Source organism: Massilia sp. MS-15 (assembly GCF_020176695.1).
Taxonomy (GTDB): Bacteria; Pseudomonadota; Gammaproteobacteria; order Burkholderiales; family Burkholderiaceae_D; genus Telluria; species Telluria hydrophila.
The window spans coordinates 1-5,171 of record NZ_JAIWIA010000023.1 but is presented as its reverse complement, the minus strand read 5'-3'; the positions used below and the strand labels follow the sequence as shown (position 1 = coordinate 5,171).

The 5,171-nt window shown below is 67.1% G+C and carries 5 protein-coding genes; all 5 read right to left on the bottom strand.

Annotated features, from left to right (window positions below):
* Positions 1-148 precede the first annotated feature (148 nt).
* The 5 genes from LCI23_RS10065 to LCI23_RS10045 all read right to left on the bottom strand — a co-directional run bounded on the left by LCI23_RS10065 (position 149) and on the right by LCI23_RS10045 (position 4,949).
* A complete protein-coding gene (locus tag LCI23_RS10065) occupies positions 149-490 on the bottom strand; it encodes a DUF1840 domain-containing protein (protein WP_224946327.1) in 342 nt (113 codons plus the stop codon).
* 72 nt (positions 491-562) lie between these two features.
* Positions 563-2,122 (bottom strand): hypothetical protein, encoded by a 1,560-nt coding sequence (locus tag LCI23_RS10060; protein WP_224946326.1) that lies wholly within the window; start codon positions 2,120-2,122, stop codon positions 563-565.
* Entirely contained in the window at positions 2,119-2,856 is a 738-nt protein-coding gene (locus tag LCI23_RS10055; protein ID WP_224946325.1) for an ABC transporter ATP-binding protein, read from the bottom strand. Before LCI23_RS10055 ends, LCI23_RS10060 begins: the two co-directional genes overlap by 4 nt.
* The gene (locus tag LCI23_RS10050) at positions 2,853-3,350 is read right to left on the bottom strand and encodes a hypothetical protein (RefSeq protein ID WP_224946324.1); all 498 of its coding nucleotides are present in this window, start codon (positions 3,348-3,350) and stop codon (positions 2,853-2,855) included. The genes LCI23_RS10055 and LCI23_RS10050 overlap by 4 nt, the downstream gene beginning before the upstream one ends.
* 66 nt (positions 3,351-3,416) lie before the next feature.
* Positions 3,417-4,949: a YifB family Mg chelatase-like AAA ATPase gene (locus LCI23_RS10045; protein ID WP_224946323.1), complete on the bottom strand. Its 1,533-nt coding sequence runs from the start codon at positions 4,947-4,949 to the stop codon at positions 3,417-3,419.
* Positions 4,950-5,171 lie beyond the last annotated feature (222 nt).

The following is a 5,171-nucleotide window of genomic DNA, read 5'->3' as shown; positions in this document are numbered from 1 at the left end:
GTAGGTTATCGTCAGGCTAGTTATAAAGCAAAGCCCGCTCAGTTGATACTGAGCGGGCTTTTTGCTTTACGTTTACCTATTCTTCACCTGACTTGCAGCGGGGCGGGGACGGCGCAGGCCGATACCCCGTTGCTACCATATCCCTGCTTTACACTCCCCAGAGCACATCGGTACGGTTATCACGCGCAGCGCGCAGCATTTCCAGAAGTGGATACGCGCGCGTCGAGAAGCTGACGACCTCGATCGGCTCGTGTTCGTTGTCTTCGGTTTCACCATGATGGGCGTGCACGTCGCGCTCGACCTGTTCCGACACCTGGTGCTTGCGGCTTTCCTCGATCTCGCCTTCGAGAAGCGCCACTGCGCGCGTCGCTTCTTCCGCGGTAATGACACCGCGTTCCATATCCTTGTGTAGCAAGTCCAGGATGCGCTTCGCATGCTCCTGGTACATCAACACCTCAGGATAGGACTTTGATTTAAATTTAATCAGCATAGCTCTGCCCATTGATCTGTTAGTGATTAAACGATAACACGACTTCGAACAGCGGTCATCCCGCGCACGCACTCACGCCTGTGGACGCCGCAGGCACCACGACAACACCAGTGTCACCAGCGGAGCGAGTGCGGAAAAAGAAACGGCGACGATGATCCTGTCTGAGCGCTCGCCCGTCAGCGAAGCCAGGCTCCATGCCAGGGAGCCCCAGGACAGGCTGTTGCACATTTCCAGGATCGAGGTCAGGAAGTCGCTCTTCCCGCGTGCCAGATAATCGCTGCGCGAGCCGGGGCGTCCGCACCAGTGCACGATCAGGGCGGCGCTGCTGACGGCGCCGATGACGGTGAACGCCACCAGCAGCCCCGCTCCGGGCGTACGCTGCACCAGCCAAACCAGAGGCAGCGCGACGATCGCCAGCGAGGGCAAGACCGCCGACGCCAGCTTGGCCAGGCGTATCGTGGAGACGGGCGCTGGCGCCAGGCGTAGCAGGTCGGGCGCGTCTTCCGCCGACACCACGATCCAGGCCAGCGAAGCCGTGATGGAGCTGCACAACAGGGTGAGTCCCGCGGCGATGGCCGGCATCTGGAAGTCGCCGCGCCGGAAGATGATGAAGAACAGCGGCAGCAGGTAAACCAACTGCAGCGCGACCTGCGAAATCAGGTGCGGATCGCGCACGATCAGCCGCCATTCCTTGAGCAGCACGCTCGTAAACAGGCTGTGTCCGAACTGGAAACGCAGCCCGCCGGCAGGCTTGCGCCCAGCCCGGCCGCTCGATGCCGCCTGCTGCAGCCCGTGCACGAAGAAGCGGTGAGTACACCTCGCCGTGAAGACAAAGGCGGCCGCGGCCAGCAGGATCGTGCCGAGCACCGGGATCGGCTCGCCCAGCAGGGCGCGCCCTGGTAGCCAAAGCGGACTGCCCGATCCGAGCACGCCATTCGCGCCAAAGGCTTGCGTGAAGGCCTGCATCGCGCGCGTTTCCATCGACGAGGAAAAATGCGCGAACAACTGCGACAGGAGGAAGATCGAGGCACCGGCGAATGCACCGATCACCTGGGCCACGATGCGGGTTCGGCGCGCCCCGATGAGCCGCACCAGGCCCAGCGTCATCAGCATGGCGGCGCAGGCCACGACCGTGCCCATGCCGAGCAGGACAGGGTAGACCGCCAGCCATCCCGCATGTCCCAGCAGCGCGCCCGCATGGGCGAAAGGCGTCAGGAAGAACAAGTAGAGCGCCGCCGTTCCTACTGCCACGGTGACGAGGCGTATCGCGAAGATGCTGTGCGAGGACAGGGGTGAGGACAGCAGCAGGTCGAGGTCGCCGCGCTCGAACAGCACCAGCACGCAGGACTTGAGCGCGCTGGAGAGCATGAAGCTCATGCAGCCGAACAGCAGCGCGCTCACTGCCACCAGCACCCGCGGGTCGCCCTCGACGGCGCCCGCCAGACCCTCGAGGCGCCTGAGCGCGACATAGGCGACACCGTGCAGTGCCAGCCAGGCCACGGCGATCGTCGCGAGTCCGGCCAGGCCGGGTCGGCGCCTGGCCTTGCCCGGCTTGCCGGATCCCATGGCGAACCAGAGCAGGCGCAGCTCGTGCCACCACAGCCAGCCAACGCTGCCCGGACGAGCCTTCATGGCAGCGCGGTCAGCTGCAGGAACACGTCTTCCAGGCTGGCCCCGCTCGTGCGTTCGCGCAGTTGCTCCAGCGTGCCTTCCGCGATCAGCCTTCCGGCGCGGATAATGCCGATACGCTGGGCCAGGCGCTCGGCCACTTCCAGGATGTGCGTGGTGAGGATCACCGTGCCGCCCTTGGCTACGTGCGACAGCAGCAAATCCTTGACCTGGCGCGCCGCAGCCGCATCGAGCCCGGTCAGCGGCTCATCGAGGATCAAGAGTTCCGGTTCGTGGATCAGGGCACCGGCCAGGGCCAGCTTCTGCTTCATCCCGCGCGAAAAGCCTTCGGTAAGTTCATGCGCGTGCGGCGTCAGGTCGAGCCAATCCAGCAGTTCGCGCGCGCGCGGTTCGGCCTCCCGCGCGCCAATGCCCCACAGGCCGGCCACGAACGCGAGGTATTCGGTCGGTTTGAGCTTCCCGTACAGCATGGGATCGTCGGGCAGGTAGGCCATCCTGCGCTTGGCGTCCTGCGGCGCAAGCGCCAGGTCGATCCCGAGCACGTCGATGCGCCCGGTGTCCGGCGTCACCAGGCCGGTCACCATCCGCAGCGTGGTGGTCTTGCCGGCGCCGTTCGGGCCGAGCAGGGCATACAGCTCGCCGCGCCGTACCAGCAGGTCGAGGCCATCGACGGCCGGCCGCCCGAAGGACTTGGACAGGCCAGCGGTGCGCAGCGCAGGAATGCCGTAGTCGCTCATTGCGGCGCGAACGACGACAGGAACTGCGCGGTCTGTTCCGGAGGCATGGCATCAGGCTTGCCCACCACGATCACCTGGTACATGCGCGTGTCCCTGGCCAGGAAGCGGCCGACCAGCCGCACCGGCCCTCCCTGGCTCTTGCCGAGCGCATCGACGGTGAGCGCGGCGGTCTCGGACGTGGCCTTGTCAACGGCGCCAATGTTGCGCAACAGCGCCTGGCGCATCGCCGGCAAGGTGGCATGGGCCAGCGCCGCATCCGGCGCCACTGCCGTGCCGATCGCGAAGGTCGTGCCTTCCACCTCGGCCGCTGTCATCGTCATCTCGACGCGGATGCCGCCCAGGTCGACCGTTCGGGTGTGCGTGGCGGGCTTGGCTGGGAACAGGGCCTTGAAGCTGCCGTCGGGGCTGGTGTAGTCGCGCCAGTTGTAGGTGGGCGAGCAGCCGGCGAGCAGGAGCGCCGCCGCGCCGGCCAACATGAATTGTTTGATGTGCATGTAACGATGGTAACAGGAGGCGCTCCGAATGGCAGCCCCCGGCAGATGCCCGGCACCGTCCAGCGTTCACTGCTCGCGCAGTGCGCGCCGGTATTGGATCGCTTCGGCGATATGCATGGCGGCCACGTCCTGCGCGCCGGCCAGGTCGGCCACCGTGCGCGCCACCTTCAGTACGCGGTGGTAGGCGCGGGCCGACCAGTGCAGCTGCTCCATGGCGGCGCGCAGCAGGCGCTCGCCGGCTGCGTCCGGACGGCAGTGGCGGTCGATCTCGCGCGGCCCCAGGCGCTGGTTCGGCTTGCCCTGGCGCGCCAGCTGCAGCGCATGGGCGGCGACGACGCGTGCGGCAATCGCCGCGCTCGGCTCGCCGTCTGCCGCGGCGCCGATGCGCTCGGCGGGCATGGCGGCCACCGTCAGCTGGATGTCGATGCGGTCGAGCAGCGGGCCGGAGACGCGGTCCTGGTAGCGCTGCGCCGCCTCGGGCGTGCAGCGGCATTTGCCGGAGGGGTGTCCGAGCCAGCCGCAGGGACAGGGATTCATCGCCGCGACCAGCTGGAAGCGTGCCGGGAAGTCCGCCTGGTGCGCCGCGCGCGAGATGGTGATGTGGCCAGACTCCAGCGGCTCGCGCAACACTTCGAGCACACGGCGGTCGAACTCGGGCAGCTCGTCGAGGAACAGCACGCCATGGTGGGCCAGCGAGACTTCGCCGGGACGCGGCAGGTTGCCGCCGCCGACCAGGGCCACTCCGGAACTCGTGTGGTGTGGACTGCGAAACGGGCGCTGGCGCCAGCGCTGCGGCGAAAAACTGCCGGCGATCGACTGCACCGCCGCCGATTCGAGCGCCTCCTCGTCGCTCATCGGGGGCAGCAGGCCGGGAAAGCGCGCCGCCAGCATGCTCTTGCCCGCGCCCGGAGGGCCGATCAGCAGCACCGAATGGCTGCCGGCCGCCGCCACCTCGAGCGCGCGCTTGGCCGTATGCTGGCCCTTTACGTCGGCGAAGTCTGGATACTCGGGCGCGGCGGCGCAGGGCAGGGCGGCATGGCGCGCCAGGCGCGGCTGCCCGGCGTCCTGCGCGAAGTGGGCGCAGACCTCGAGCAGGGTGCGCGCCGGATAGACCGCAGCATCGCTCACCAGCGCCGCTTCGTCGGCATTCTGGTGCGGCAGGATGAAGGCGCGGGGGCCGCCTTCGCTGTCGTTGCCGGCCTGCTGGCGCCGCATCGCAAAGCTCATCGCCAGCGCGCCGCGCACCGGCCGCAGTTCGCCCGACAGCGACAGTTCGCCCGCGAATTCGTAGCGCGCCAGGGTATCGGTGCGGATCTGCTGCGAGGCGGCCAGGATGCCGAGTGCGATCGCCAGGTCGAAGCGGCCGGACTCTTTCGGCAGGTCGGCCGGCGCCAGGTTGACGGTGATGCGGCGCGGGGGAATCGTGAAACCGGAGTTCTGCAGCGCTGCGCGCACGCGGTCCTTGGCTTCACGCACTTCTGCATCGGGCAGGCCGACGATGGTTAGTCCAGGCAATCCGTTGGCCAGATGGACTTCCACGTTGACTGCCGGCGCTTCCATGCCGGCGAGCGCGCGGCTACGTAAGACGGCAAGGCTCATGTGGTTCCTGGGAGGTGGCTGGACTCCCAAAATGGTGGCACCGACTTCAAAGCGCCTTATTGAGCGCTGCCAATCGTGCGTTGTCAGTTTCGCTTGACGTCGTAGCGCGCAAAATGCTTCCACGAACCGTCCGGCTGCGCAGCTTCGAGCTTAAATTGCCAGGTCGAGGTTTCGGGGGTGTAGGTCATGGTGTTCCGGAACTCCCCTGTCTTGTAGGGAAAA

What these genes read in the sequence shown, in the direction of transcription:
- LCI23_RS10045 (WP_224946323.1), bottom strand. Translation starts at nt 4,949, where the DNA reads ATGAGCCTTGCCGTCTTACGTAGCCGCGCGCTCGCCGGCATGGAAGCG.
- LCI23_RS10050 (WP_224946324.1), bottom strand. Translation starts at nt 3,350, where the DNA reads ATGCACATCAAACAATTCATGTTGGCCGGCGCGGCGGCGCTCCTGCTC.
- LCI23_RS10055 (WP_224946325.1), bottom strand. Translation starts at nt 2,856, where the DNA reads ATGAGCGACTACGGCATTCCTGCGCTGCGCACCGCTGGCCTGTCCAAG.
- LCI23_RS10060 (WP_224946326.1), bottom strand. Translation starts at nt 2,122, where the DNA reads ATGAAGGCTCGTCCGGGCAGCGTTGGCTGGCTGTGGTGGCACGAGCTG.
- LCI23_RS10065 (WP_224946327.1), bottom strand. Translation starts at nt 490, where the DNA reads ATGCTGATTAAATTTAAATCAAAGTCCTATCCTGAGGTGTTGATGTAC.